The following is a 26,807-nucleotide window of genomic DNA, read 5'->3' as shown; positions in this document are numbered from 1 at the left end:
ATGTATGTTGCCGTCAAAGGGGGCGAGCGCGCCATCGAGAACGCCCATGCTTGGCTTGCCGAAGAGCGCCGTGGCGATACAGAGGTTGCCGAACTGTCCGTGGCGCAGATCCGCGAGCAGCTCAAACTGGCCGTAAACCGTGTCATGTCAGAAGGCTCGCTCTATGATCCCGACCTTGCCGCTCTGGCGATCAAGCAGGCGCGCGGCGATCTGATCGAGGCGATCTTTCTGATCCGCGCCTACCGGACGACCCTGCCGCGCTTTGGCTCGACGATCCCTGTGAGTACCGCCGACATGGCCTGCATCCGCCGGATCTCGGCCACGTTCAAGGATGCGCCGGGCGGGCAGGTGCTGGGGCCGACATTTGACTACACGCACCGGTTGCTGGACTTCAAACTCGCCGCCGATGGCGAAGTTCCCGAGGCCCCGGCCGCCGCCCCCCGGCAAGAGCCTACGCCCCATATCACCGGTTTCCTGAACCGCGAGGGATTGATCCAGCAAGAGGTGGAGAGCGACGAAACCCCGCCCGACCTGACACGGGCGCCGATGGAGCTGCCGGGTTCGCGGGCTTTGCGCTTGCAGGCGCTGACGCGGGGCGACGAAGGTTTCATCCTTGGCATGGCCTATTCGACGCAACGCGGATACGCGCGCAACCATGCCTTTGTCGGCGAATTGCGCATCGGCACCGTGGCCGTGGAAATGGATATTCCCGAACTGGGCTTTGCGATCGAGATCGGCGAGGTCGAGGTCACGGAATGCGAGACCGTCAACCAGTTCACCGGGTCCAAGACCGAACCGCCGCAGTTTACCCGTGGCTACGGGCTGACCTTTGGCCAGACCGAACGCAAGGCCATTTCAATGGCGCTGGTGGACCGTGCCTTGCGCTGGCGGGAGCTGGGCGAAGACAACATGGGCGCGCCGGCGCAGGACGAAGAATTTGTCCTCTACCATTCGGACAACATTCAGGCGACGGGGTTTCTGGAGCATATCAAGCTGCCCCATTACGTCGATTTCCAATCCGAACTGGAGCTGGTGCGCAAACTGCGCCGCGAGGCTGAAAGCACCCAGCCGGAGGCCGCGGGATGACACAGCGCCCCGTCTACAACGACGCCATGCGCGCGTTGCAGCGACGCTTTGGCACCGAGGCGCTGGCCGACGCGCTGGCCCGCCATAACCGGCGCGAGGCCTTTACCGCGGATGACACCGCCTTTGTCGAGCGGCTGACCTGTTTCTTCCTCGCGACCACGGACGCCGACGGTTTTCCCGACTGCTCTTACAAGGGGGGCGCGCCCGGGCATCTGAAAGTCCTGTCGCCAGGGTCGCTGTCCTTTCCGTGTCTGGATGGCAACGGCATGTTCCGCAGCATGGGGAACATTCAGGCCAACCCGTCTGTCGGCCTGCTTTTCATCGATTTCGAAGCGCCGCGCAGGCTGCGGGTGAATGGCCGCGCGCGGCTGGTGTTCGACGATCCGCGTCAGGCCGAGGTGCCCGGTGCCATGGCGATGATCCATGTGGATGAACTGGCGATCTTTACGAATTGCCCGCGCTATATCCATTCGGGCGGACAGCTGTCGGACTACCTTGATCAGGGGGACGGGCAGGCAAAAGTGCCCGACTGGAAACGCCGGGAAGAGTTCAACCCCCTCTTGCCGGATCACGATCCGGCCAAGGGAGGGACGTCATGACCGTAAGGCGGGCAATCTATACCGCTTCAGTCGTCCGACTTGCGGGCGTGGATCACCTTGGCGATCAGGGCAAGGCTGAAGACGATCAACAAGGCTGTGGCAACGGTGAACATGAGCGGCGTCCTGACATTGGGGCGGATGCCGGGATCCTGTCACCAAATCAGGGCAGCAATATGAAGCGGGCGGCGGTCCTCCGCCTGAAACTTGAGCGGGATTTTAGCGATCTTTCGGGGTCAATCGCCGCCGTCTCCGCCGTCGCTGCCACTGTCCGACCCTCCGTCGCTGTACCAGTCGCCGCCGGGGCGTTCGGGGTGAATGTCCGATCGGCGTGTACTGCCATCGAAGTCGATCCAGATCCACGTGCTGCCGTCCTGCCGCAGCGTTGCCCGTCGGCGTGCCTTGCGGCGCTGGTCCCGGACGCTCAACCAGATGGCAAGGCCCACGAAGGCCAGGAAGCCGAAACCGTACCACATGTCAGCGCACTCTCTTCCGTTGGGGTATCCCATGTCCGACTATAACTTTGCCTATCTTGACGAACAGACCAAGCGGATGATCCGCCGTGCCATTCTCAAGGGGCTGGCCATTCCCGGGTATCAGGTGCCTTTCGCAAGCCGCGAGATGCCCATGCCCTATGGCTGGGGCACCGGAGGGGTGCAGGTTTCGGCGGCGACGCTGATGCCCGAAGATACCTTCAAGGTGATCGATCAGGGGGCTGATGACACGACCAACGCCGTGTCGATCCGCAAGTTCTTTGAGCGCACCGCCGGGGTGGAAACCACCGAGGAAACTGCCAAGGCCAGCGTCATCCAGACCCGCCACCGCATTCCCGAAGAGGCGCTGACCGAGGATCAGATCCTTGTGTATCAGGTGCCGATCCCGGAACCTCTGCGCTTTCTGGAGCCGTCCGAGATCGAGACGCGCAAGATGCACGCGCTGGAGGATTATGGCCTGATGCACGTCAAGCTGTACGAGGATATTGCGCGGCACGGCCAGATCGCGACCTCATACGCCTACCCGGTCAAGGTCGAGGGCCGCTATGTCATGGACCCATCGCCGATCCCCAAGTTCGACAACCCCAAGATGTCGGGGAATGCGGCGATCCAGTTGTTTGGCGCTGGCCGCGAACAGCGCATCTATGCGCTGCCGCCCTATACGCAGGTGGTCAGCCTCGATTTCAATGACTACCCGTTCGAAGCGTCGAAGGCCGACGCTTGCTGCGATCTTTGCGGGGCAGAAGACAGCTATCTGGACGAGGTGATCGTGGACGACGCGGGCGGGCGGATGTTCGTCTGTTCCGATACCGATTTCTGTCGCGCCCGGCGCGAGGCAGGCCATACCGGGTCAAAACCCGCGCAGGAGGATGCCGCATGACGCCGTTGCTGAAAGTCGAAAACCTGGCGAAACGTTATGGTGCGCGGATTGGCTGTGCCGACGTGTCCTTTGATCTCTACCCCGGAGAGGTCATGGGGATCGTCGGGGAAAGCGGGTCGGGGAAATCCACCTTGCTGAATTGCATGGCGGGCCATCTGGAGCCGGATACCGGCCGCGTCCTGTTCGATACCCGCGCCGAGGGGCTCAAGGACACGGTGGTCATGTCCGAACCCGAACGCCGGATGCTGGGCCGGACCGACTGGGCCTTTGTCCATCAGCACGCGCGTGATGGTCTGCGCATGAATGTCAGCGCTGGCGGCAATGTGGGTGAACGCCTGATGGCCGTGGGCGCCCGCCACTATGGCGAGATCCGCGATCAGGCCGAGGACTGGCTGGGCCGGGTCGAGATTGACCGGACCCGGATCGACGACCGCCCCACGGCTTTTTCCGGCGGTATGCAGCAACGTCTGCAAATTGCCCGGAATCTTGTGACCGGTCCCCGGCTGGTCTTTATGGATGAGCCCACAGGCGGGCTGGATGTGTCGGTACAGGCGCGCCTGCTGGACCTGTTGCGCGGTCTGGTGCGCGAAATGGGGCTGTCGGCGATCATCGTCACTCATGACCTTGCCGTGGTGCGCTTGCTGGCGGACCGGCTGATGGTGATGAAAGACGGGCATGTGGTCGAAACCGGGCTGACGGATCAGGTATTGGACGACCCCCAGCATGCCTATACGCAGCTGTTGGTCTCTTCGGTGTTGCAGGTCTGATGCTGCGCGGGTTCCGCATAGATGGCGACAAGCTGGCCGCCCTGACCGAGGCAGAGGCGCTGGAGTCGGCCCAATGGGTCGACATTCATCAGCCTTCGCCCGAAGAGGCGGAAACGGTTCAGGCGCTGGGCATCACGCTGCCCAGCCTTGCGGACATGGAAGAGATCGAGATCTCGAACCGGCTTTACCGCGAGGGCGCAACCGAGGTGCTGACCGTCATGCTGCCGGGGCTGGACGAAGAAGACCGCCGCACGTTCGGCCCGGTGGCCTTCATGCTGACGCCGCAGCGCATGCTGACGGTGCGCTATCACGCGCCGCGCAGTTTTACGACCTTTCCGGGGCATGCGGCGCTGACGGCCGCTGGCTGTGGCGGTCCGTTGCACCTGTTCCTTGGTCTGATCGAGGAAATCGTGGCCCGGATCGCCGACCTGCTGGAAGGCGTCGGTCGCGCGCTGGACACGGCCTCGCGCGAATTGTTCGAGGGAGAGAACCCCGAGAAGATTCTTGAACAAATGCTGCGCAACGTAGGCCGCAGAGGCGAGGAACTGGCCAACTACCGGCTGTCTCTGCTGACACTGGAACGTGCCTTGACCACATTTTCGCTGAACCTGCCGCAGAAAAACGGGCAGGGACTGCGGCAGGTGCTCAAGGCGCATACCCGCGATATTCAGGCACTGGTGGTTCACGCCGATTTCCTGATGGGGCGCGTGGCCCATGTGACGGACGTAGTGCTTGGCATGGTCAACCTTGAACAAAGCGATGCGAACCGGACGCTGTCTGTCGTCGCCGTCCTGTTTCTGCCGCCGACGCTGGTGGCCTCTGTCTATGGCATGAACTTCGAAATCCTGCCCGGTGTGGACCAACCGCACGGCTACCTGATCGCTACAGGCCTCATGGCGGGTTCGGCGCTGGGCACCTATCTGTTTTTCAAGTGGAAGGGCTGGCTATGACCGCCATGATCGAAATCCGCGACGTTTCCAAAACCTTCACCCTTCACAATCAGGGCGCTGCCGTGATCCGCGTGATGGACGGGGCTTCCTTGACTGTCGGGCGCGGGGAATGCGTTGCGCTGACCGGGGCCTCGGGCGCGGGAAAGTCCACGCTGATGCGCATGATCTACGGCAATTACCTTGCGGCCTCTGGCAGTATCCGGGTCGGAGAGGTGGACGTGGCACAGGCCGAGCCGCGTGAGATCATCCAGTTGCGGCGCGAGGTTCTGGGCTATGTCAGCCAGTTCCTTCGGGTGGTGCCCCGCGTGCCGACCCTGGACGTGGTGGCCGAACCCTTGCTGGCGGTTGGCACTGAACGGGCCGAAGCAGAGGCGCGGGCGCGTGACCTGCTGACCCGCCTGCGGATTCCGGAGCGGCTGTGGGGCTTGTCTCCGACCACGTTTTCCGGCGGAGAGCAGCAGCGCGTGAACATCGCGCGCGGCTTTGCCCATGGGTATCCGGCTTTGCTTTTGGACGAACCGACGGCCTCTCTGGATGCGACGAACCGTGAAACCGTGCTTGGCCTGATCGAAGAGGCAAAGGCGCGCGGTGCCGCCATTGTCGGGATCTTTCACGACGAGGCCGCCCGACAGCGGGTTTGCGACCGGGAAATCGACGTGACGGGCTTTACCCCCAAGGCCGCCGCATGATGGCAGGGCGGTTCATCGCGGTTGTCGGGCCGTCCGGTGTCGGCAAGGACAGCGTCATGTCGGCGCTGGCCGCGCGAGACCCGCGTTTCCTGTGTTTGCGCCGGATGATCACCCGGCCGCAGGCCGCGGGCGGTGAAGATCATATCGCCGTCAGCGACGAAGAGTTTGCGCGCGTTCAAAGCGCCGGAGGTTTTGCCCTGTCGTGGCAGGCGCACGGGTTGTCCTATGGCATCCCCGTCGCAGTGGACCAGCAACTGGCGCAGGGCAACGAGGTCTTGGTGAACCTGTCCCGTGCGGTGCTGGAGCAGGCACAGAAACGGTTCGACCGTTTCGTCGTTCTGTCGCTGACCGCGCCGGTCGAGGTGCTGGCCGCCCGTCTTGCGGGCCGTGGCCGGGAAAGCGCCGAGGACATCGCCGCGCGGTTGCGCCGCAAGGTGTCAGACCTGCCCAGGGAACTGCCGGTCCTGACCGTCGACAACTCTGGCCCGCTGGACCAGACGATAGATACGATCCTGTCCCGGCTTCAGCCGGAAAGGGCGTAGCGGTGCAATTCATGAAAATAGCCCGTCGCATCCTCGCCACACAGCGTCAGCGCGTCGATGATGAACGGGCGCGGCAGGCGTTGGTCGATGTGGGGCAACAGCGCGGTGCGGACCTGTTCGGCGGTTTCCTTCCCCAGCTTACCGCTAAGCGTAATGTGAAAGCGGAACTGGTCCATCACGTAGGGATAGCCCCATTGAACCAGCAGGTCTTCCTGCCGCGCAGAGAGGCCGGATTTTCGGCGCTTGTCCAATTCGGACGCGGACGCGGGTGCGCGGAAGCGATCCAGCCCCTCGACCGTCTGCGCGGCAAGGGCCGAAAGCGCATCGGTGCCGCCGGTCGGGGTCAACGCAAGAAACCCGCCAAGCCGGGTCAGCGCCAACCCGTCCAGCGTAACAGGTGCCAGCGCGCCGCAAAGCGTTGCAAAAGCATCCTGAAGGGCCGCAAAGCTTTGCCCTTCGGCCAGACGGAAAGGCGGCTTGATTGTGCCGTGCAGCCCGTATTTGCGCGGGGTGGCGGTGATGTCGTGAACGGGCATCGGCAGGCCATGGACCATCGGCGCGTCGGGCCGTTCGCCTGTCGCGGCGTTCCAGCCCAGCCAGGCAGCGCCGAAATCAGACAGCGGACCCTTGGGAAGGGTTACATAGACAGCGTATCGGGAGAAATGCATGACGACCTCCACTCTTGCCGGGCCTATGCCCGATGCACGTGACGGCGGCGTGACAGAGAGTTTCACGCTTGCCAATGCGACACTGGTGCTGCCCAACCGGGTGGCGCGGGGTTGGGTGCGCGTGGAAAACGGCGTCATCGCCGAGATGGGCGAAGGTATGCATCTGCCTGCCGGCGCGGTGGATTGCGGCGGAGATTTCCTTGCGCCCGGCCTGATCGAACTGCACACGGACAACCTTGAGCGGCACATCGAACCGCGCCCCGGCGTCGACTGGCCCCATGCGGCGGCCATTGTGGCCCATGACGCCGAACTGGCCTCGACCGGGATCACCACCGTTTTCGACGCCATGCGCGTAGGTTCGATCCCTTCGGGCAAGGGCCGCTATCTGAAATACGCCCGCTCTCTGTCCAGCGAGATGTTGGACTTGCGGGCGAAGGACATGCTCAAGATCAGCCATTTCCTGCACCTGCGAGCGGAGGTCTGTTCCGAGACACTGGTGCCGGAACTGGCCGAATTCGGGCGCGAAGACCGCGTCGGGCTGGTCAGCCTGATGGATCACACCCCGGGCCAGCGGCAGTTCCGCGACATCTCGAAGCTGGAACAATACGTCAAATCCAAGCGGGGCATGTCGGATGCCGAATTCATCGAACATGTGGCCGGGCTCAAGGAATTGCGGGATCGTTTCGGGGCGGCGCATGAGGCGGCCACCGTGGCCGAAGCGGGGCGCTTTGGCGCCGTGCTGGCCAGCCACGATGACACCACGCGCGAACAGGTAAAGATCTCGGCGGGATATGGCATACGGCTGGCGGAATTTCCGACCACCGTCGAAGCGGCGCAGGCCTGTCACGACCATGGCATCGCGGTGATGATGGGCGCGCCCAACCTGATCCGGGGCGGATCGCATTCGGGCAATGTCGCGGCCGAGGAACTGGCGCGTCTGGACCTGTTGGACATCGTTTCTTCGGACTATGTGCCCGCGGCTTTGCTGTTGGCTGCGGTCAAACTGAGCGAGATCTGGGGCGACATGGCCCGCGGGATTGCCACGGTGACGAAAACTCCGGCCGAAGCCGTCGGGTTGGACGATCGCGGCGTTCTGGAACCAGGACGCCGGGCCGATATGATGCGCTTTCGAGTTTCGGCCCATGTGCCCTTGTTGCGGGGCGTCTGGAGCCGGGGGCGGCAGGTGGCCTGATGGCCGCGCCGCGGCGTCAAAAGACGTCGCGGCTGCGTTCGATACGACGCGTCCGTCGCTCTTCGCCCGACTGGTAGATCAGGATCCAGGCCAGTGCGATGAACATCGGGTGCGTCAGGCCGCCGGAAAAGAGGATCGCCGGAATCCAGATCAGCAACACGATGATCGACAGGATCACCCGGCCGGTCAGCAGGATCGAGAGCGGCGGAAGAAAGAGGGCAAGGACATAGTTCATTCCGGACTCCATCTGGGTGGTGAGCAATGTTAATGCTTTTAAGATAGGGAGCGTGGGGCGGATTTTTAGGGGCGCGGCAGGGATCGGCGCACGCGATTGCCTGTTGCCCCCCCCGCCCGAAGTCTGACAGGGGGCTTGACCGCCTTTCGCGCCTCCGGGCATCCGGCTTGACCGCCGGGCTTGCGTGCTCTATACCGCGCGGGTCGACAAGGCATCAAACGCCGCGGCAAAGAGATCGAGCAGGGTCGGACTATTCCGGCCCTCTTTGTTTTGCGGACGACCGAGTGACCAACTTCAAGACCGGCGGAGACAACCGCTCGGCCAGAAAACCGTTATAAAGGACCAAACGCACATATGCCCAGCGCATCGATGGAGGAATTCGAGGCCCTCCTTAATGAAAGCCTCGAAATGGACACACCGGACGAAGGTTCGGTTGTCAAAGGCAAGATCATCGCAATCGAAGCGGGTCAGGCCATCATCGACGTCGGTTACAAGATGGAAGGCCGCGTCGAGCTGAAAGAATTCGCAGAGCCGGGTGAGCAGCCCGACGTTCAGGTCGGTGACGAAGTCGAGGTTTACCTCCGCGCCGCCGAAAACGCCCGTGGCGAAGCCGTCATCTCGCGCGAGATGGCCCGCCGCGAGGAAGCCTGGGACCGCCTGGAAAAAGCATACGCAGACGATGCCCGCGTCGAAGGCGCGATCTTTGGCCGCGTCAAGGGTGGCTTTACCGTCGATCTCGGCGGTGCCGTTGCCTTCCTGCCCGGTTCGCAAGTCGATGTGCGCCCCGTGCGCGACGCTGGCCCGCTCATGGGTCTCAAGCAGCCGTTCCAGATCCTCAAGATGGACCGTCGCCGTGGCAACATCGTTGTTTCGCGCCGCGCGATCCTCGAAGAGTCGCGTGCCGAACAGCGCGCCGAAGTCATCGGCAAGCTGCAAGAAGGCGACGCGGTTGACGGCGTGGTCAAGAACATCACCGAGTACGGCGCATTCGTCGACCTTGGCGGCGTTGACGGCCTGCTGCACGTCACCGACATGGCATGGCGCCGTGTAAACCACCCCTCCGAGATCCTGTCGATCGGCGAGACCGTCAAGGTCCAGGTCATCAAGATCAACAAGGAAACCCACCGTATCAGCCTGGGCATGAAGCAGCTTCAGGAAGATCCGTGGGATCTGGTTGGCGTCAAGTACCCGCTGAGCTCGGTCCACAAGGGCCGCGTGACCAACATCACCGACTACGGCGCCTTCGTGGAGCTGGAGCCCGGTGTCGAAGGTCTGGTTCACGTGTCCGAAATGTCCTGGACCAAGAAGAACGTGCACCCCGGCAAGATCGTCTCCACCTCCCAGGAAGTGGACGTCATGGTGCTGGAAATCGACGGCGCCAAGCGCCGCGTTTCGCTGGGTCTCAAGCAGACCATGCGCAACCCGTGGGAAGTGTTTGCAGAAACGCACCCCGAGGGCACGCAGGTCGAAGGCGAAGTCAAGAATATCACCGAATTCGGTCTGTTCATCGGCCTGCCGGGCGAGATCGACGGCATGGTGCACCTGTCGGACCTCAGCTGGGATCAGCGCGGCGAGGAAGCCATCCAGGAATATCGCAAGGGTGACGTGGTTCAGGCCGTCGTCTCCGAAGTGGATGTCGAGAAAGAGCGTATCTCGCTCTCGATCAAGGCACTGGGCGGCGACAAGTTCGCAGAGGCAACCGGCGGCGTGAAGCGCGGCTCGATCGTGACCGTCGAGGTCACCGCGATCGAAGACGGCGGCATCGAGGTGGAATACGAAGGCATGAAGTCCTTCATCCGCCGCTCCGACCTGTCGCGTGATCGTTCCGAGCAGCGCCCCGAGCGTTTCTCGGTCGGTGACAAGGTCGACGTGCGCGTCACCAACATCGACATGAAGACCCGTCGTCTGGGCCTGTCGATCAAGGCACGCGAAATCGCCGAAGAGAAAGAGGCCGTCGAACAGTTCGGCTCCTCCGACTCGGGTGCATCGCTGGGCGACATCCTTGGCGCAGCCCTGAAGCGCGACGAATAATCGTTGCACAGCCTTCAGGCTGAAAGAAATTCGGGCCTCCGCTGATGCGGGGGCCCTTTTCGTTGGCGCTTGATCCCGAGGGCGCCTGCGGTAGGCTCGACCCTGAAAGACGGGGGAACCATGCAGGGGCAGGGACTGGATCTGAGCGGCGACTGGACCGGGGTCTATGATTACGGTCACGAGGGTGCCGAGGCGGTGCCCTTTACCGCCTCCCTTTTCGACGTTTGCGGGGTTGTCTGGGGGACAACGCTGGAACCCAACAGTTTTGCACCGGAGGCGGGCGCGGAGCTGGAAGCCGAGATCAGCGGCAGCCGCAGCGCGCGCGAGGTGCATTTCCGCAAAGCCTATTTCGCGCGCCCAAGGGGCGGCGAGGATCCGGTGCATTATAGCGGGCATGTGTCGGCTGACGGAAACCGGATCGAAGGTCGCTGGACCATCCGCGGGCCGGGCTATGCGATTTCCGGTCCCTTTGTGATGAACCGGATCAAAGGTGCCGCCGCCAGGGCCAGCCGCCGTGCGAAGGTCAGCGTTGAAATCGACCTTTTCTGACCAGCGGCCAGCAAGACGATGCGGAGCGGCCCAAAAGAAATGCTCGCCTTTGCGCCGGGTGTTTGCTTTTCTCGGCAGGCGAGTCGAGGTTGGAGGACGTGACATGCGCATCGGGCCCTTGCATCTGACTATTCTGTGCATGGGGACGGCGCTTGGCCTGCCGGTGCTGGCCCAAGACCAGATCGTGATCCCGGACGAAGACACGCGCTTTATTCAGGAGGCGCCAACGGGCGGCGGAACGGGGCTGAAGATGCGGGCGGTGACCGTCAAGGATCAGAACCAGTTGCGCGGCAGTTTTGGCGACAAATGGCAAGCTGACGAGGTGCGCGCCCGCGCGGCACAGGTCTGTGGCGAGGCGGGGATGCGGCTTGTGTATTTCCAGCCGGGGGGGCGGGACTCGAAAGGATGGACGCAATTCGCGGCGGTCTGCCAATAGGCGGACCACCGGGCGAATCGGTCGCAGGTCATCGCCATGCTGCGATGCCGCGCAGGGGCGCGGGTGGCGGGGATGCATGCAATTTCGGCGGAAAACAGCCGCAAACTGCTGCAAAATATGAGTTTTCCCCAAAATTGGGCGGTTCCCGTTTGAACTCTCGCCGCGTATAGTTTGTCTCAAATAACAAGGCGAAGGCCGAAATCCACCAGGGGACGTGGGGTATGATCCGATCCGAATTGATCCAGAAGATTGCAGACGAGAACCCGCATCTGTATCAGCGTGACGTAGAGAGGATCGTGAACACGATCTTCGACGAGATCACCAATGCCATGGCCCGGGGCGACCGGGTCGAGCTGCGGGGCTTCGGGGCCTTTTCGGTCAAGAAGCGGGATGCGCGCGTCGGCCGGAACCCCCGGACGGGAGAGTCTGTCCAGGTCGAGGAAAAGCACGTGCCCTTCTTCAAGACTGGCAAGCTCCTGCGGGACCGCCTGAACGGGAAGTAACCCATGCGCTACATCCGTTACGCATTCCTTGCGGCGCTGGCCGTCGCCCTGATTACTGTTGCGCTTGCCAACCGAGCGACGGTGACGTTGAACACCTTGCCCGAAGGCCTGGCGCGGGTTCCAGGTATGGACATCCTGTCCTTCTCGATCGAGATGCCGCTGTTTCTTGCGATTTTCGCCGGGATCGTTGCGGGCCTCCTGATCGGATTCGTCTGGGAGTGGCTGCGGGAATACAAGCACCGCGCTGAAGCCTCGGCCAAGAAGACCGAGGTGCGCAAGCTGGAGCGTCAGCTGAAAAAGACGCAGGCCGAGCGGGATAAGGACAAGGACGAGGTTCTGGCGATCCTCGACCAGGCCAGCTGATCGCGTGAACCGGAGGAGGGGCGCTGCCCCTCTGCGCCTTTTGGCGCATTCACCCCGGAGTATTTTTGCCAAGAAGAAACAAGGACTGGGCTGGTGAGTGTCCGGATCAAGATCTGTGGGCTGACGCGGCCCGGCGACATGGAGATGGTTGCCGCGGCGGGTGCCTCGTATGGCGGGCTGGTGTTCTTTCCCAAGAGCCCGCGCAACGTGACAATCGAGGCGGCTCGGGCGCTTGCGTTAGAGGCGCCGGTGGGGTTGGCCAAGGTGGCGTTGGTGGTCAATCCGACCGATGAGCTGTTGGACCGGATCACGTCCGCGGTGCCGCTGGATATGATCCAGTTGCATGGCAGCGAGCCGCCAGAGCGGGTGGCAGAGGTGCGCGCGCGCTATGGTCTGCCTGTTATGAAGGCGGTGGGCGTTGCCGAAGAGGCGGATTTGCAGAAACTGGTGACCTATCAACAGGTGGCCGACCAGATCCTTGTGGATGCCAAGCCGCCCAAGAGCGGTGTGCTGCCGGGGGGCAATGGTCTTGCTTTTGACTGGCGGTTGATCGCCGGGCGGCGCTGGTCGCGGCCATGGATGCTGGCTGGTGGGTTGACGTCTGAAAATGTGGGCCGCGCCATTGCCATGACCGGGGCGGTTCAGGTGGACCTGTCGTCTGGTGTCGAGAGCGCGCCCGGCGTCAAGGATGCCTCGAAAGTGGCCGCTTTTGTAGCGGCTGCGCGCGAGGCGGAGGCCGTGCCCCGGTTGTGACGCCGGGGGTCGGGATTCATAGCCAGTGGTTCCGTCCGCTGCCCACGGCATCGGCCACATTGGTGAAACCGTCGCGGGCAAGCAGCGCATCCAGTCCGATAGCCAGTTCCTGCACAAGGCTAAGACCGCCATAGACCAGCGCCGTATAGAGTTGCACGGCGCTTGCCCCGGCGCGGATCTTTTCATAGGCCTGTTCGGCGGAGCCGATGCCGCCGACCCCGATCAGGGGCAGGGCACCATTGGTCAATTGCGACAGACGTGCCAGCACCCGTGTCGAGCGGTCAAACAGCGGCTGCCCCGACAGGCCACCCGTTTCGGAGGCGTGGCGCGAGGCCAATCCGGCCCGTGACAGGGTGGTGTTGGTGGCGATGACCCCGGCGACACCGGAGCCAAGCGCGACCTCTGCGACATCGGCCAGTTCGGCGTCATCCAGATCGGGCGCGATCTTGAGGAAGACGGGGATTGGGGTGGCAAGGTCGTCCCGCGCCTTCATAACGCCGGCAAGCAGGGCGGCGAGCGCGGCCTTGCCTTGCAGGTCGCGCAGTTTTTCAGTGTTGGGCGAACTGACGTTGACGGTGGCGAAATCGACGTTGCTGCCGCAATGTGTCAGGACGCGCGCGAAATCGCCGGCGCGATCGCCGCTGTCCTTGTTGGCGCCAAGGTTCAGGCCCAGCACAAAGCGTTCGGGCCGCTTTTGCAAACGCGCGCCAATGGCTTCCATCCCGTCGTTGTTAAAGCCGAAGCGGTTGATCGCGGCCTGATCTTCGGTCAGGCGGAACAGCCGGGGGCGCGGGTTGCCCGGTTGCGGGCGTGGCGTGGCGGCGCCGACCTCGGCAAAGCCAAAACCGGCTCGGGACAGGCCCTGTAGCGCGGTGGCGTTCTTGTCGAAACCGGCCGCGAGCCCAATCGGGTTTGGCAGCGTCAGACCCGCCAGCGAAGTGCGCAGCCTGTCCGAGGTAACGACACCCGGCGCGGGGGCAAGTCCGGCCTGAAGCGCCTTGATCGCAAGGCCGTGGGCGGTTTCCGGGTCAACCCGGTGCAGGGCGGCAAGGCCGATCCGTTCCAGCGGTGTCATCCAAAGACCTCCCCTGAGGGCGACGGTGCGCAGCGGATCAGGCGCGAGTCGCTGACGGCGGCCTGTCGGTGGACAACCGCCCTTTGGTATTCCGGGTCCGTCACCATGGCCAGAAAGGCATGGGCCGACGGGTAGCGGGCGACAAAGACGTGGTCCCAGTGTTCGTCTGGCGGGCCGATCATCATGGTCCGGAACTCGCCGCGCCACAGGATTGATCCGCCGACACGTGCCAGAACCGGGCCACTGTGTTGACCGTAGAGGCGATAGGCTTCTGCGCCGCCAAGGCCGGAGCCATGCAGGTCATGGTCATCCGGATAGGCGGCCGTATCGCGCAGGCGCACCAAGTTTAGCATTTCGCAGGGTTCATCCCGGTCCAGCGCCTTGAAGGCTTCGAACTGGGGGCGGGTCGGATCGACATGGGTCATGCGAACCCGTCCGGAAAGCGGTGTCCGCCGTCTTGGTCCAGTGGAAGGGGCTGGCACCAAAGGATGTCGGCCAGACGCAGGGGGCCGTAAAGATGCGGAAACAGCGCGCCGCCCCGGGAAGGTTCCCATTTCAGGGTCTCGCCCAATGCCTCGCTGTCCAGCGCGGCCAGATACAGGCCCTCGGCTCCGGCGAAATGCTTGGACGCGGTTTCGCGGGCCTGTTCGGCGGTGGAGAAATGGATATAGCCATCGGCCACGTCGATCGGCGCGCCCTTGGTTTCCTTTTCGGCGCGCAGGGCCGACCATTCGTCGGCACGGAGGATCTTGTAGATTTCCATGGCGCCGTGATGCCGCGCCCGTTCCGCGCGGTCAAGCGCTGCATCCCCGGGCATTCGTCATCAAACCGACAAGGGCCGTGCGATAGTAGCGTAACGACAGGCTTTGACTCGGGCTCTGCGCCGGGGCAGGCTTTCGCCACCAACAACAAGACTCTGCAGAGAGGTTTTCCAATGACGAACAAGCTGCTGACAGGCGCTGCCGCGCTGGCCATGATGGCCGGTGCCGCGCAGGCCGACTATACTCTGACGATCCTGCACACCAACGATTTCCACGCCCGGTTCGAACCGATCAGCAAGTATGACTCGGGCTGTTCGGTCGAGGACGACGCGGCAGGCAAATGCTTTGGCGGGTCGGCCCGTCTTGTGACTGCCGTGAACGAGGCCAAGGCCCGCAGCAACAACCACATTCTGGTGGATGGTGGCGACCAGTTCCAGGGCACGCTGTTTTATACCTATTACAAGGGCAAGCTGGCCGCCGAGATGATGAACCTCATGGGCTATGATGCCATGACGGTCGGCAACCACGAATTCGACGATGGCCCCGAGGTGCTGCGCGGCTTTATGGATGCGGTTGAATTCCCGGTGCTGATGTCGAACGCCGATGTTTCGGGTGAACCGCTGCTGGCGGATGTGCTGATGAAATCCACGGTGATCGAACGGGGTGGCGAAAAGTTGGGCCTGATCGGCCTGACGCCTCAGGACACCGATGAACTGGCCAGCCCGGGCGACAACATCATCTTCACCGATCCGTCCGATGCGGTGCAGGCAGAAGTCGACAAGTTGACCGAAATGGGCGTGAACAAGATCATCGTCCTGTCGCATTCCGGCTACGCCGTGGACCAGCGCGTGGCGGAAAACACCACCGGTGTCGACGTGATCGTGGGGGGCCATTCCAACACTTATCTTGCCAACAACGACGACAACGCGGACGGCCCCTATCCGACAGTGGTGAACGGCGTGCAGATCGTGCAGGCCTATGCCTATGGCAAGTATCTGGGTGAACTGAACGTCACCTTTGACGATGCCGGTGTTGTCACCGAGGCAACCGGCAACCCGATCCTTGTGGATGCGGCTATCCTCGCCAACGAAGATGTCGCTGCACGCATCAAGGAAGCCGCCAAGCCGCTGGAAGAGATCCGCAACCGTGTCGTGGCCTTTACCGACGTGGAAATCGGAGGAGACCGTTCGGTCTGTCGTGCGATGGAATGTTCGATGGGCAACCTGATCGCCGACGCCATGCTGGCACGGGTCAAGGACCAAGGCATCGACATCGCGATCCAGAACAGCGGCGGTATCCGGGCGTCGATCGACGCAGGCGATGTCACCATGGGCGAAGTGCTGACCGTGCTGCCGTTCCAGAACACACTGTCGACCTTCCAGGTGACCGGTGCGACGCTGATCGAGGCGCTGGAAAACGGCGTTAGCCAGGTCGAAGAAGGCGCTGGCCGTTTCCCGCAGGTGGCGGGCATGACCTTCACGGTGGATCTGACCCAAGAGCCGGGCAGCCGGATTTCCGAGGTCATGGTCGGCGGCGCGGCTGTCGAGATGGACAAGGTCTATGGCGTTGTGTCCAACAACTATGTCCGCAACGGCGGTGACGGTTACAAGATGTTCCGCGACGCGCAGAACGCTTATGACTTTGGTCCGGACCTTGCGGATGTGACCGCCGAATACCTCGCGGAAAAAGCGCCTTATCAGCCCTACACCGATGGCCGGATCACGCTGAAGAAATAAGCCACACCGGAAGGGATGGCAGGCGGCGCGCCGGGGGACCGGCGCGCCGTTTTCCTTGTTGGAAAGTCACTCTGCGGCGGTGGCCGTGTCTATGATCTTGACCGTTACGTCGGCCGCGTCGCAAGTGATCCGCAGGTTTCCCCGTTGCCACTCTTTTGCGGTATCATGTTGGTTCGGGTTCAGCCGGCGGAACCCGATGTCGGTCAGGACATGCGGCGCAGCCAGCGCCAGATGCGCCAAGCCCGCATGATCCCTGCGCCGCGCCTTTCGGTGGGAGAGGGAAACGGAAATTTTCCTAAGCCAGACCGATAGACTGAAGGCAATGCTGGGTCCTGACGTGCGGGCGGGCGTTTGCGCGTCTGTCAACATTTTTGGCTCCTCCGGATAAGTTTGGCACACAAAGGCTATGTCTGAGGGGGCTTGCGCGCAAACCAGGCTTTCTCATAGTTTGGGGTAGTTTTTCTGATCCAGAATGCGCCTGATGACCAAGCTGCCACCCCTGAATGCCCTGCGCGCCTTCGAGGCTGCGGCGCGTCATGGCGGCTATATCGATGCCGCAGAGGAGTTACATGTCACTCGCGGCGCGATCAGCCGTCACGTGAAGTTGCTGGAGGATCATCTGGGCGTGCCTCTGTTTCGGCGTCATACTAGGGGCGTCACGCTGACAGAGGCAGGACAGCGGTTCCTGCCTGTTTTGACCGAATGCTTTGCCCGGATCGAAACAGAAGCCCGGAGGATCTCTCGGGATGCGGCGGAACTGCGTATTCTTTGCCCGCCTGCCACGTCGATCCGCTGGTTGATCCCGCGTCTGGATCGTTTTCGGGCCCGGCACCCGGACATACGCCTAAGCCTGACGACGGATTTCCACGATAGCGCCGGGTTTGTCGGCGCGGGCTATGACCTTGCCTTTTCGATCGAACATTGGCCGAACAGAGCGAGCGATGTCGAGGTTTTGCCGCTGTTTCAGACCCGCCTGACCCCGGCCTGCGCGCCCTCCTATTTGCAGCGTCTGGGGTTGAAGGCTCCGGCAGACCTTGCGCGCGCGACGCTTTTGCATGAAACGCCGCGCCGCATGGATTGGCGCGATTGGCTGGACAGTTTTGATGTGGCCGGGGTCGACAGATCGTCGGGCAGCGATTTCCCGAATCTCGACATTGCGACACGCGCCGCGGTGATGGGGGAGGGGGTCGTGATGGCGGATATGTTTCTGTGCCGCGACGAACTGGCCTCGGGCCTGCTGGTCATGCCGTTCCCGGAAATGATTTGCGAGTCGCATCTGGGCCGGGTTTGTGTGCTGGGGGCGCGCGAACGCTGGGACAGTCCGCAGGTACGGGCCTTTCGCGCTTGGTTGGAAGCAGAGGCGGCGGGATGATACCCGCCGCAGGCCATCATTCTGCGGCCACTCCATCGGTGAATTGCAACCGGGCAAGGCGCGCGTAGAGCCCGCCTTCGGCCACCAGCGCATCATGGGTGCCGGTGGCGACAATACGTCCCTGATCCATGACAATGATCCGGTCGGCCTTTTTGACGGTTGCCAGCCGGTGCGCAACGATGATGGTGGTCCGGCCCTCGGCCAGCTTGTCGACGGCCTGTTGCACGGCACGTTCGCTTTCGGCGTCCAGCGCGCTGGTCGCTTCGTCCAGCAAAAGGACAGGCGCGTCGCGCAGGATTGCGCGGGCGATGGCGACGCGCTGTTTCTGGCCGCCGGACAGCATCACACCGCGTTCTCCCAGCCATGTGCCATAGCCCTCTGGCAAGGCCGTGAGGAAGTCATGGGCCGCGGCAGCCTTGGCTGCACCTTCGACCATGGCATCTGTAGCATCGGGGCGGCCAAAACGAATGTTGTCACGGGCCGAGGCGGCAAAAATCACCGGATCCTGCGGCACCAGCGCCATGTAACGCCGGAAATCATGCCGGGCCATTTCGGTCAGCGCGACGCCGTCCAGAAGGATGCGCCCTTCTGCCGGGTCGTAAAACCGTTGCAACAGTTGAATGATGGTGGTCTTGCCCGCGCCCGAAGGGCCAACCAGCGCCACGGTTTCACCGGGGGCGATGGTCAGGTCGACCTGCGATAGGGCGGACACACCGGGGCGTGCCGGATAGGAAAAACTGACATGCTCGAACCGGATCTCGCCGCGCATCGGGGCAGGGGCGGGCACCGGTGTTGCCGGATCCCGGACGGTGTCCTCGGCCTGCAACAATTCGACCAGACGTTCGGTCGCGCCTGCGGCCCTCTGCAATTCGCCAAAGACTTCGGACAGGGCACCAACAGCCCCGGCCACCATGACCGAATAGATCACGAACTGGATCAGCGTGCCCGCGCTCATCAATCCGGCGCGCACGTCCCATGCACCGATCCACAGAACGCCGACGATGCCTGTGAACACAAGAAAGATCACGATCATCGTCATGCCGGCGCGGGTGGTGATCCGGCGGCGGGCGGCGTCAAAGCTTTTTTCCGTCACATCGGCAAAGCCGCCGCGGGACTGGTCCTCATGCGTGTAGGCCTGAACGGTCTGGACGGCGCCCAATGCTTCGGAAGCATTGCCGGACGAGGCGGCGATCCAATCCTGGTTCTCGCGCGACAGCTTGCGGACACGGCGCCCCAGCACAAGGATCGGCACCACGATCACCGGAACGATCAACAGCACAAGGCCGGTCAACTTGGCTGAGGTGAACAGCATCAGGACCAGCCCGCCCATAAACAGCAGCGTGTTGCGCAGGGCGATCGAGATCGAAGAGCCGATCACCGACAGGATCAACGTGGTGTCCGTGGTGATCCGGCTGAGAACCTCGCCGGTCATGATCTTTTCATAGAACGCGGGCGACAGGCCGATGACCTTGTCAAAGACGGCTTTGCGGATGTCGGCGACCACCCTTTCGCCCAGTCGCGTAACCAAAGCGTATCGCAGCGCCGTGCCGACGGCCAATGCGGCCGCGATCCCCAGCGCCGCGCCGAAATACTTGTCCAGAAGCGCGCCATCCTGGGTGTTGAAATTGTCCACCACGCGGCGCACGGCCAGCGGAAGGATCAGCGAGATCGTCGCCGTGGCCACCAGTGCGGCAAAAGCGGCGAACATCAACAGCCGGTAGGGGCGCATGAAGGGCCAAAGCGCCCCAAGCGAACCCAGCTTGCGCGACTTCTCACGCTCCTGTTCACCGGTGCCTGGCGTGGTCTTGGCAGCCATGGGGTCTCCTTCCTTGTCGCGCACAGGGCGTTTTGCCACGCGGGGCGCGAGGGTCAAGCGCCGTCTTGACGCGGGGCAGAGGGGAAAGAGGGATGATCTGGAGCGGGCGACGGGAATCGAACCCGTATCATCAGCTTGGAAGGCTGAGGTCTTACCATTACACAACGCCCGCCCAGTGCCGAGGTGGGTAGTCGATGCTTTCGGGACAGTCAATAGGCCCGGAACCTGCTGAACCGCCCTTTTGATGGCCAGATTTCGGCGGTGCGCCGGCGCACAGTGGCGGCGCGGTCGCGGAATCGTGCATTTCTAAACGAAACGGTTTGCTTTTTGCGGCATCCATCATAGATCAGCGCCGGACTGATTTTATCTCCATGACAGGAGTCCCTTGCATGCGCCGCCTTCTTCCCGCCCTTGCCCTTGTGGGCCTTATCTCACCGATAGCCGCAATGGCTCAGGACGAAGCGGCGCCGCCCGCGCCGAAACCGGTCAAGCTGATGGAGATTTCCACCAAGCCGGTTGTGCTGCAACGGCAGTTCTTTGGTCAGGTCACAGCGCGGCAGACCGTGGACCTTGCATTTCAGGTAGGCGGTCAGCTTTTGATCCTGAATGCCGAGGAAGGCAGCACCAAGCCCAAGGGCGAGATGGTCGCGCAGCTGGACCTGTCAGGTTACGAACGCGCCGTCGCGCAGGCGCAAGCGAATTTCGACAAGGCGCAGCGGGATGCCGAGCGTCTGGAAACGCTCAGCGGGCAGGCGGTTTCAGCTGTTCAGGTCCGCGATGCCGAAACCCAGCTGCGGCTGGCGGAAATCGGGCTAGAGGTGGCAAAGGACGACCTTGATCATGCCAGCCTGCGGGCACCTTTCGACGCGCTGGTGGCCCGTCGACTTGTGGCCAACTTTCAGACGGTTTCGGCCGGCACACCGGTTGTGCGGCTGCACGATATTTCGGAAATGCGGGTCGATATCGAAGTTCCCGAGGTCTTGTTCCGTCAGGCGGGGGCGGGCGAAGCGGTGACCTTCGCGGCCGAGTTTCCCGGCGACCCCAAGCGCCATCCGCTGGTCCTGCGCGAGTTCGAGGCAGAAACCTCCAGCGTTGGGCAAACCTACACGATCACACTGGCCTTCGAGGAAAACCCGGGGGCCTTCGTCTTTCCGGGGGCGTCCGTGACGGTCTACACCAGTGTCGAAGGCAAGGCTCCCGACGGGATCATCCTGCCCGAAACGGCGCTGGTTTACGATCCCGCCGGGGCTGCCGCTGTCATGGTCTATGACAACGGGGTCGTCCGGCAGACACCGGTCAAGATCGTCCTTCACGAAGACGGGCGTCTTTACATGACCGAAGGCCCCGAGGACGGCACCCAAATCGTAATGACCGGCGCTTCGCAACTGCGTGACGGCCAGTCCGTGCGCCCCTTCACCCGCATCGGGGAGTAATTCCATGTCCATCGCGCGCGCCTCCATCGACAAGGCGCTGATCACCTGGCTCCTCATGCTGGGCTGCCTTCTGGGCGGCATCTGGGGCTTTGGAACGATCGGCCGTCTCGAAGATCCCGCCTTTACGATCAAGAACGCCATCATCATCACGCAATACCCCGGCGCCAGTGCCGAGCAGGTGGCGCGCGAGGTGTCCGAGCCGATTGAATCCGAGCTTCAGAAGATGGGTGAGATCGACTTCATCACCTCATCCAACAAGCCCGGCGTCAGCCGGATTTCGGTGAACATCGAGTCGACCTATGACGGCACGGAACTGCCGGCTATCTGGACCAAGCTGCGCAATCGCGTCACCGACGCACAGCGCAGCCTGCCACCCGAGGCCGGAACGCCCATCGTCAACGATACCTTCGGCGACGTGTTCGGTGTGTTCTACGCGGTGACCGCGCCCGGCTTTACCGATGCCGAGATCCACGAGATATCCGAATTCCTCAGGCGTGAGTTGCTGGCGGTCGATGGCGTGGCCGATGTGGCCGTCGCGGGCCTGCCGTCCGAGGCGATCTATGTCGACGCAAATACCTCGATCATTACCAACCTGGGCATCGGACCAGAGGCCATTGCGGGCGCGCTGTCCAATACGGACTCGCGCACACCTGCCGGCAGCATTCGGCAAAACGGGCAGGATGTGCGGCTTCAGGCACCCGGAGGGTCTGATACCGTGGTCGACATTGCCAACCTGACCATCGGTGTCGGCGGTGATGTGATCGACCTTTTGGATCTTGCAACAGTGTCGCGTTCGCGCGTGACCGATCCGACCGAAATCATCCGCTTTCAGGGGCAAGAGGCCTTTACGCTAGGCGTGGCGGGCAAGGCGGCTCTGAATATCGTCGATGTGGGCAAGCGCGTGGACGCGCGGCTGGCCGAAATCATGGTTGACGTTCCCGCCGGCGTGGAATTGCACCCGATCTATCAGCAGCATGTGGTGGTGGACGAGGCGTCCAACGATTTTCTCATGAACCTGGCCATGTCTGTGGCCATCGTGGTCATCGTTCTGGCCTTGTTCATGGGCTGGCGCGCGGCGGTGGTCGTTGGCGTGACCTTGCTTTTGACCGTGGTCGGCACCGTGTTCCTGATGGCGATCTTTGGCATCGAGATGGAGCGTATCTCGCTTGGTGCGCTGATCATTGCCATGGGGATGCTGGTGGACAATGCCATCGTTGTCGCCGAAGGCATGCAGGGGGATATGGCTCAGGGCAAATCGGCCCGAGATGCCGCCGAGGACGTGGCGAAGAAAACACAGGTGCCCCTGCTGGGCGCGACCGTGATCGGCATCATGGCCTTTGCCGGGATCGGCCTGTCGCCCGATGCAACCGGCGAGTTCCTGTTCTCGCTCTTTGCGGTCATCGGGATTTCCCTGCTTTTGTCGTGGATCCTTGCGATCACCGCGACCCCGCTGTTGGCGCATTACTTCTTCAAGGTTGGCTCCGGTGAAGGTGGCGATCACTATGGCGGTCCGCTGTTCCGTGCCTATCGGGCGGTGCTTTCGGCGGCTCTGACGCTACGCCATCTTGTGATCCTTGCGCTGATCGGCATCACGGTGGTGTGCTATATCGGCTTTGGTCAGGTCAAACAGCAGTTCTTTCCTGACAGCAACACGCCGCTGTTTTACGTCCACTACAAGCTGCCGCAGGGGGCCAGCATCCATCAGGTGTCCAAGGACATGGCGCTGCTGGAAGACTGGCTGGCCGAGCGCGAAGAGGTGGAATCCGTGGCGACCTTTATCGGCGGTGGCGCGACTCGTTTCATGCTGACCTATGCGCCCGAAGAAGCATTGCCGACTTATGGCCATCTGATCATCCGCACGGACAGCCTCGAACAGATCCCGCCCTTGCGTGCCGATCTCGAAGCCTTTGGCCGGGGCACGCTGACCACTGGCGAATTCCGCACCGAACGGCTGGCCTTTGGCCCCGGTGGCGGGGCACCGATCGTGGCGCGCTTTTCCGGGCCGGACCCGGTAGTCTTGCGCGAACTTGCGGAACAGGCCGAGGCCGCGTTGCTGGGCGCATCCGACCAGTTGCAGGATCTGCGCACCGACTGGCGCGAGCGTGAATTGGTCGTGGTGCCGCGCTTTGCCGACGAACGCGCCAAGGCGGCGGGCGTAACGCGTGAGGATCTGGCGCAGGCATTGCTGATCGGATCGGATGGCGTGCAGGTGGGATACTATCGCGAGGAAGATCGCCTGATTCCCATCATCATGCGCACCGACAACGCGCAAAGCGAAGGTGCCGCGCATCTGGCAGACCTGCCGGTCTATTCTGCCGCTGCGGGTGCCTATATCCCGGTGGCCCAGATCATCGACGGTTTTTCCTGGGAGGCACAGAACACCTTCCTTGTACGGCGTGACCGGGTGCCGACGATCTCTGTTCAGGCAGGGGTTCCGGCCGGTGTGAACGCATCAGCGGTCTTTACCCAGATCCGCGGCGCGGTCGAGGCCATCGACCTGCCCGAAGGCTATGTGCTGGAGTGGGGCGGCGAATACGAAAACTCCACCGATGCGCAGGCCAGCCTTGGCAAGCAGTTGCCGCTGTCGCTGATCATCATGGTGCTGATCTCGGTTCTGCTGTTCGGCACGATCCGCCAGCCGGTGATTATCTGGCTGTTGGTCCCGATGAGTGTGAACGGCGTCGCGCTGGGTCTTTTGGGGACGGGGCTGCCATTCTCCTTTACGGCGCTGCTGGGCCTGTTGTCGCTTTCGGGGATGCTGATCAAGAACGGCATCGTGCTGGTCGAGGAAATCGACCTTGTGCGGGCCGAAGGCGTGCCCTTCCGTCAGGCGGTGATCGAAGCCTCGACCTCGCGTTTGCGACCGGTGGTGCTGGCTGCGGCGACGACCATCCTTGGCATGATCCCCCTGCTGTCGGATGCCTTCTTTGCATCGATGGCGGTGACGATCATGGGCGGCCTTGGGTTTGCATCGATCCTGACGCTGATTGCGGCGCCCGTCTTCTACTACAGCTTCTTTCCGCGGGCGCGGAAAGAGGACGCAAAATCACGCAAAGAGGCAAAAGCCGCCGCTGCGTGACACCATCGGTATCAGCCCGTCCGCGGGCTGATACCGCCCTACTTGTGTGACAACACGGCCTGACGCCAACAGCCAACCGCTGGCAATCTCGGGGATCTTTCCTTGAATGCGGCCGGCTTTGACTCGCCAGCCCTCACATCCCTCCACAGCACAGGCGCGCATGTATCTGCCCGGTACATGGCAAACCACGTGAAATCACTGCTGATCGGTATGTATGGCGGAGAGGAAGTCCGACAATATCCGTCTCGCAATATGGCTAAGCAATTGAGAAATAACGATATTATAAATCTCGATTCCTGAAATGTGTCACGCTTAGTGCAACAAAATATGGCACAATTTTCGGGACTCTCCCCGGGCTCTGCTGTAGATTCTCCAAATGAATAACCCCCGCCGGAGCTGAACCGACGGGGGCCAAATAATCCGACTTGCGGGATATGCGAAATCCCCATGTCGCGGCATCAAAGGACGGAAAACGATGCACACTGAATATAGCCTGAAAGTCGCCAAAGGCCAAGCCAATCCGAATTTGGCCGCCGCTTTGAAATTGGCCGCCGAAGACTGGAAAGTAATTCCGCTGGGGCCGAACAAGCGCCCTCTTGTGAAGGGCTGGCAGGATAAGGCCACCAGCGACGCCCGGCAGATTGAACGCTGGTGGGCGAAATGGCCCGACGCCATGCCCGGCATTCCGTCTGGTGAGCGCAACGGATTCACCGTCTTGGATATTGACCAGAAGAACGGGAAAGACGGCTTTGCCGAGTTGAAGGCGCTGGGGTTGGACGCTGACGCCATGTCGCCCTGCCAAGTCGAAACCGCCAGCGGCGGGCGACACATCTATTTCCGCTGGGGCGGGGAAGGCAACAGCGCCGCCGGGCTGCCCGCTGGGCTGGACGTGCGCGGCGAGGGCGGCTTCGTGGTGGCCCCGGGGGCGATCAATGGCAAAGGCGTCTATACGGGCCGCCTGACGCGCGAGCTGCCCAAGTGGCCCGAGGCTCTGCCAATCCGCAAGCGGCCCTCTGAGCCGGGACAGGGCGAGCCTACGGGCCTTCCCTTCCACGTGACCCGCGCCGCGCTCATGACGTGCCCGAATGATGGAGACGCCTACGCCAGCCGTGACGCTTGGTTGCACATGGTTATGGCCGTGCATTGCGAGACAGGGGGCAGCGAAGAGGGGCGCGAGGCGGTTCACGAATGGTCCCGGCAACACCCGAGCTATGACTCGGATAGCACCGACGCGGCTTGGGATTCCTGCAATGCCGACCGTGGCCTGACTGGCTGGCACGTTGTCCATGAGGCCGAGCGGCACGGCTGGCGCGACGCCGCCGTGACCGAGCTTCGCCGGATTGAGTTGCTGGAAGACTTTGACTCGCTTTGGGACGATCTTGGTATGACGCCGGAGTATGATGATTGGGGCGCGACCGAGCTGGATGAAATTGCCGAGTTGGTGGGCGGGCCGGTTGACCGTTCCGGCGGCCTGACTTTCCTGAGCCCGAGCGATTGCGCGGCCACGGCAGCACGCCCCTATGTCATCAAGGGACTCCTTGCTCAAGGCGACGTGGCGGCCATTGTGGGCGCACCGGGCGCTGGCAAAAGCCTCTTCGCGCCGCGTCTCGGCTATGCCGTTGCCCAAGGAGCCGAAGTCTTCGGGCGGCGCGTGAAGACGGGCGGCGTCTTCTATGTGGCAGCGGAAGACGGCCACGGAATGCGAGGGCGTGTCCAAGCCTTGTCCGCCGAACATGGCGACGCGCCGGACTTCAAGGTGGTGGAGGGCGTCTCCGATCTTCTGAGCAAGCAAGGCCAGCTCAAGGCGCTGCAACGGGCTGTGAAGGAACGGCGGCCCGCGCTTGTCATCATCGACACGTTGGCCGTGGCCTTCCCGGGGCTGGAAGAGAACGATGCGAAAGGAATGGGGCAGGTTGTGGCGGCCTCCCGATCCCTGACCAAGTGGGGCGCGGCTGTCGTGCTGATCCACCACGATACCAAGGCGGGCGACGGGTTGCCCCGTGGCCATAGCCTCTTGAACGGCGCTCTGGACGTGGCGCTTTACCTGAAGCGGGAAGACGGCGTGGTGAGCGTGAGGCCGTCCAAGAACCGCAACGGCACGACCGAACAGGAGCTGGCGTTTACGGTTGGTGTCCGGGAAGTCGGCACCGACGAAGACGGCGAAGCGATCACGGCCGCAATCTGCGAAGAGGCGGACAACACCAGCCGTGGGCGTGGACTGAAACTGTCGCCCAGCGTCCAAGCCGCCCTGTCCGTGTTGCGCGATCTTGGCAAGGGAACCATGCGAGTGCCGGAAGAGGTGTGGCGCGACGCCTGCATTGACGGGCGTGAAGTGTCTGCTGCCGACAAACCGGATTCCCGACGCAAAGCCTTTGAGCGTGCGGTGAAAGACCTGACCCGAAGAGGATTGGTCATTTTCGCAGAGGGCAAATACGTGGAACGACACAGCAAGGATTTGGCAAGTGACTTTCCCGATGAATAGGGCCGGACAGACACGGACATTGCCGGACATGTCCAAACTTGTCCGACGGGCAATGGCAGGCGGTTGGCCGGACAGACACGGACACACCCCTTTAGGGGTGTCCGGTTGTCCGGTCCGCCCCAGCCCCGGACAGTGGCGAAGAGAGAGCGTGAGGGTAAAGCGTTACCGACTTTACCGGCTTTACCGTGACGGGTCCTTCCCGGCGGGTGGGAACGCGGGGGGCGCGGAGCCCCGGGCTTTTCCACTTCACAGAAAAATTGAAATTGGGAACCCGGGTTTTACCGACTTTACCGTGAGCACCGCCGTTACCGTGAGGCAC

General features: G+C 62.7%; 27 protein-coding genes and 1 tRNA gene. 19 read left to right on the top strand and 9 right to left on the bottom strand.

Annotated elements, in window-relative coordinates; genetic code table 11:
- Both KJP30_RS10720 and KJP30_RS10715 read left to right on the top strand, forming a co-directional pair.
- A complete protein-coding gene (locus KJP30_RS10720) occupies nt 1-1,086 on the top strand; it encodes a carbon-phosphorus lyase complex subunit (RefSeq protein ID WP_218449125.1) in 1,086 nt (361 codons plus the stop codon).
- Nucleotides 1,083-1,685: a pyridoxamine 5'-phosphate oxidase family protein gene (locus KJP30_RS10715; RefSeq protein ID WP_218449124.1), complete on the top strand. Its 603-nt coding sequence runs from the start codon at nt 1,083-1,085 to the stop codon at nt 1,683-1,685. Before KJP30_RS10720 ends, KJP30_RS10715 begins: the two co-directional genes overlap by 4 nt.
- Before the next feature lie 233 nt (nt 1,686-1,918).
- Here the strand turns inward: KJP30_RS10715 and KJP30_RS10710 are convergent, their stop codons facing one another.
- A complete protein-coding gene (locus tag KJP30_RS10710) occupies nt 1,919-2,191 on the bottom strand; it encodes a hypothetical protein (protein WP_218449123.1) in 273 nt (90 codons plus the stop codon).
- Between KJP30_RS10710 and KJP30_RS10705 the strand changes: the two genes are divergently transcribed.
- Genes KJP30_RS10705 through phnN form a run of 5 tightly spaced genes read left to right on the top strand, consistent with a single transcriptional unit; the run spans nt 2,190 to nt 6,004 of the window.
- Nucleotides 2,190-3,056, top strand: a complete 867-nt coding sequence (locus KJP30_RS10705; protein WP_218449122.1) for an alpha-D-ribose 1-methylphosphonate 5-phosphate C-P-lyase PhnJ — start codon at nt 2,190-2,192, stop codon at nt 3,054-3,056. The two genes, KJP30_RS10710 and KJP30_RS10705, sit on opposite strands and share 2 nt — an antisense overlap.
- Nucleotides 3,053-3,823, top strand: a complete 771-nt coding sequence (gene phnK / locus KJP30_RS10700; protein ID WP_218449121.1) for a phosphonate C-P lyase system protein PhnK — start codon at nt 3,053-3,055, stop codon at nt 3,821-3,823. Before KJP30_RS10705 ends, phnK begins: the two co-directional genes overlap by 4 nt.
- Complete coding sequence (locus KJP30_RS10695; RefSeq protein ID WP_218449120.1) at nt 3,823-4,773, top strand: magnesium transporter CorA family protein; 951 nt, start codon at nt 3,823-3,825, stop codon at nt 4,771-4,773. The genes phnK and KJP30_RS10695 overlap by 1 nt, the downstream gene beginning before the upstream one ends.
- A gap of 5 nt (nt 4,774-4,778) precedes the next feature.
- Nucleotides 4,779-5,462: a phosphonate C-P lyase system protein PhnL gene (gene phnL / locus KJP30_RS10690; protein WP_218450114.1), complete on the top strand. Its 684-nt coding sequence runs from the start codon at nt 4,779-4,781 to the stop codon at nt 5,460-5,462.
- Nucleotides 5,462-6,004, top strand: coding sequence for a phosphonate metabolism protein/1,5-bisphosphokinase (PRPP-forming) PhnN (phnN, locus tag KJP30_RS10685; protein ID WP_218449119.1), 543 nt, complete (start codon nt 5,462-5,464; stop codon nt 6,002-6,004). The genes phnL and phnN overlap by 1 nt, the downstream gene beginning before the upstream one ends.
- Here phnN and KJP30_RS10680 read toward each other — a convergent pair.
- The gene (locus tag KJP30_RS10680; RefSeq protein WP_218449118.1) at nt 5,986-6,672 is read right to left on the bottom strand and encodes a DUF1045 domain-containing protein; all 687 of its coding nucleotides are present in this window, start codon (nt 6,670-6,672) and stop codon (nt 5,986-5,988) included. The genes phnN and KJP30_RS10680 overlap by 19 nt on opposite strands.
- A gap of 49 nt (nt 6,673-6,721) precedes the next feature.
- On the opposite strand from KJP30_RS10680, the gene KJP30_RS10675 reads away from it, so the two are divergent.
- Nucleotides 6,722-7,864 carry an alpha-D-ribose 1-methylphosphonate 5-triphosphate diphosphatase gene (locus KJP30_RS10675; protein WP_218450113.1) on the top strand — a complete coding sequence of 381 codons (1,143 nt, stop codon included), beginning with the start codon at nt 6,722-6,724 and terminating at the stop codon, nt 7,862-7,864.
- Nucleotides 7,865-7,880: 16 nt separating this feature from the next.
- On the opposite strand, the gene KJP30_RS10670 is transcribed toward KJP30_RS10675, so the two are convergent.
- On the bottom strand, nt 7,881-8,099 hold the full coding sequence (locus tag KJP30_RS10670) for a hypothetical protein (RefSeq protein WP_218449117.1): 219 nt from the start codon (nt 8,097-8,099) through the stop codon (nt 7,881-7,883).
- 354 nt (nt 8,100-8,453) lie between these two features.
- Between KJP30_RS10670 and rpsA the strand changes: the two genes are divergently transcribed.
- From rpsA to KJP30_RS10640, 6 genes are all read left to right on the top strand, one after another.
- A complete protein-coding gene (rpsA, locus tag KJP30_RS10665; protein ID WP_218449116.1) occupies nt 8,454-10,130 on the top strand; it encodes a 30S ribosomal protein S1 in 1,677 nt (558 codons plus the stop codon).
- Nucleotides 10,131-10,250: 120 nt separating this feature from the next.
- Nucleotides 10,251-10,679 carry a hypothetical protein gene (locus KJP30_RS10660; RefSeq protein ID WP_218449115.1) on the top strand — a complete coding sequence of 143 codons (429 nt, stop codon included), beginning with the start codon at nt 10,251-10,253 and terminating at the stop codon, nt 10,677-10,679.
- Nucleotides 10,680-10,782: 103 nt separating this feature from the next.
- A complete protein-coding gene (locus KJP30_RS10655; RefSeq protein WP_218449114.1) occupies nt 10,783-11,115 on the top strand; it encodes a hypothetical protein in 333 nt (110 codons plus the stop codon).
- A gap of 221 nt (nt 11,116-11,336) precedes the next feature.
- Nucleotides 11,337-11,618, top strand: coding sequence for an integration host factor subunit beta (ihfB, locus tag KJP30_RS10650; RefSeq protein ID WP_218449113.1), 282 nt, complete (start codon nt 11,337-11,339; stop codon nt 11,616-11,618).
- Nucleotides 11,619-11,621: 3 nt separating this feature from the next.
- Nucleotides 11,622-11,981: a LapA family protein gene (locus KJP30_RS10645; protein ID WP_218449112.1), complete on the top strand. Its 360-nt coding sequence runs from the start codon at nt 11,622-11,624 to the stop codon at nt 11,979-11,981.
- Between the two features lie 90 nt (nt 11,982-12,071).
- Nucleotides 12,072-12,734 (top strand): phosphoribosylanthranilate isomerase, encoded by a 663-nt coding sequence (locus KJP30_RS10640; RefSeq protein WP_218450112.1) that lies wholly within the window; start codon nt 12,072-12,074, stop codon nt 12,732-12,734.
- Between the two features lie 16 nt (nt 12,735-12,750).
- On the opposite strand, the gene KJP30_RS10635 is transcribed toward KJP30_RS10640, so the two are convergent.
- Genes KJP30_RS10635 through KJP30_RS10625 form a run of 3 tightly spaced genes read right to left on the bottom strand, consistent with a single transcriptional unit; the run spans nt 12,751 to nt 14,572 of the window.
- Nucleotides 12,751-13,809: a quinone-dependent dihydroorotate dehydrogenase gene (locus KJP30_RS10635; RefSeq protein ID WP_218449111.1), complete on the bottom strand. Its 1,059-nt coding sequence runs from the start codon at nt 13,807-13,809 to the stop codon at nt 12,751-12,753.
- On the bottom strand, nt 13,806-14,234 hold the full coding sequence (locus KJP30_RS10630; protein ID WP_218449110.1) for a DUF1330 domain-containing protein: 429 nt from the start codon (nt 14,232-14,234) through the stop codon (nt 13,806-13,808). Before KJP30_RS10630 ends, KJP30_RS10635 begins: the two co-directional genes overlap by 4 nt.
- On the bottom strand, nt 14,231-14,572 hold the full coding sequence (locus KJP30_RS10625; protein WP_218450111.1) for a DUF952 domain-containing protein: 342 nt from the start codon (nt 14,570-14,572) through the stop codon (nt 14,231-14,233). The genes KJP30_RS10630 and KJP30_RS10625 overlap by 4 nt, the downstream gene beginning before the upstream one ends.
- 171 nt (nt 14,573-14,743) lie before the next feature.
- Here KJP30_RS10625 and KJP30_RS10620 point away from each other — a divergent pair, with 171 nt between their 5' ends.
- The gene (locus KJP30_RS10620; protein ID WP_218449109.1) at nt 14,744-16,306 is read left to right on the top strand and encodes a bifunctional metallophosphatase/5'-nucleotidase; all 1,563 of its coding nucleotides are present in this window, start codon (nt 14,744-14,746) and stop codon (nt 16,304-16,306) included.
- 66 nt (nt 16,307-16,372) lie between these two features.
- On the opposite strand, the gene KJP30_RS10615 is transcribed toward KJP30_RS10620, so the two are convergent.
- A complete protein-coding gene (locus KJP30_RS10615; RefSeq protein ID WP_218449108.1) occupies nt 16,373-16,546 on the bottom strand; it encodes a hypothetical protein in 174 nt (57 codons plus the stop codon).
- A gap of 241 nt (nt 16,547-16,787) precedes the next feature.
- Between KJP30_RS10615 and KJP30_RS10610 the strand changes: the two genes are divergently transcribed.
- A complete protein-coding gene (locus tag KJP30_RS10610) occupies nt 16,788-17,678 on the top strand; it encodes a LysR substrate-binding domain-containing protein (RefSeq protein ID WP_218449107.1) in 891 nt (296 codons plus the stop codon).
- Nucleotides 17,679-17,694: 16 nt separating this feature from the next.
- Here the strand turns inward: KJP30_RS10610 and KJP30_RS10605 are convergent, their stop codons facing one another.
- Nucleotides 17,695-19,494, bottom strand: a complete 1,800-nt coding sequence (locus KJP30_RS10605) for an ABC transporter transmembrane domain-containing protein (RefSeq protein ID WP_218449106.1) — start codon at nt 19,492-19,494, stop codon at nt 17,695-17,697.
- A 98-nt stretch (nt 19,495-19,592) separates the two neighbouring features.
- Nucleotides 19,593-19,666, bottom strand: a tRNA-Gly gene (locus KJP30_RS10600).
- A gap of 217 nt (nt 19,667-19,883) precedes the next feature.
- Between KJP30_RS10600 and KJP30_RS10595 the strand changes: the two genes are divergently transcribed.
- From KJP30_RS10595 to KJP30_RS10585, 3 genes are all read left to right on the top strand, one after another.
- Nucleotides 19,884-20,927 carry an efflux RND transporter periplasmic adaptor subunit gene (locus tag KJP30_RS10595; RefSeq protein WP_218449105.1) on the top strand — a complete coding sequence of 348 codons (1,044 nt, stop codon included), beginning with the start codon at nt 19,884-19,886 and terminating at the stop codon, nt 20,925-20,927.
- A gap of 4 nt (nt 20,928-20,931) precedes the next feature.
- Nucleotides 20,932-24,006, top strand: a complete 3,075-nt coding sequence (locus KJP30_RS10590; protein ID WP_218449104.1) for an efflux RND transporter permease subunit — start codon at nt 20,932-20,934, stop codon at nt 24,004-24,006.
- A gap of 475 nt (nt 24,007-24,481) precedes the next feature.
- On the top strand, nt 24,482-26,488 hold the full coding sequence (locus KJP30_RS10585) for an AAA family ATPase (RefSeq protein ID WP_218449103.1): 2,007 nt from the start codon (nt 24,482-24,484) through the stop codon (nt 26,486-26,488).
- The last annotated feature ends 319 nt before the right edge of the window (nt 26,489-26,807 follow it).

Origin of the sequence: Antarctobacter sediminis, from assembly GCF_019218285.1 — a bacterium.
Classification (GTDB): domain Bacteria; phylum Pseudomonadota; class Alphaproteobacteria; order Rhodobacterales; family Rhodobacteraceae; genus Antarctobacter; species Antarctobacter sediminis.
This window is presented reverse-complemented; position numbering and strand designations above follow the sequence as displayed.